Source organism: Xenorhabdus sp. Sc-CR9 (assembly GCF_963897815.1).
Lineage (GTDB): Bacteria > Pseudomonadota > Gammaproteobacteria > Enterobacterales > Enterobacteriaceae > Xenorhabdus.
This window is the reverse complement of sequence record NZ_CAWQTY010000154.1, coordinates 1-214: the sequence shown is the minus strand read 5'-3', so window position 1 is coordinate 214 and position 214 is coordinate 1. Positions and strand designations below refer to the sequence as shown.

Here is a 214-nt window from a genome sequence, read left to right as displayed (position 1 = left end):
GGCCTCACGCGATAATCATTATCGCCGCAGATAACGACTGGCACGCCGAGGGTGAATTGGACGCAGACGGCAACCTTAAAAAGAACACAGGAAAAATTGCGGCAGAACAGGCAGCAGCGGCAGTATCTGGGTTCGTTGCACTGCCACCCTGTGAAGAAAAAGCCGATTGGGACGACTATCGCCAAAGATACGGGTTGCAATCCATGCTGAACGC

The 214-nt window shown here is 53.3% G+C and carries 1 protein-coding gene; it reads left to right on the top strand.

Features of this window, described 5'->3' with window-relative positions:
- Nucleotides 1-214, top strand: a 214-nt coding sequence (locus tag AACQ81_RS19695; protein ID WP_237388522.1) for a hypothetical protein, incomplete at both ends; no start/stop codon positions are given.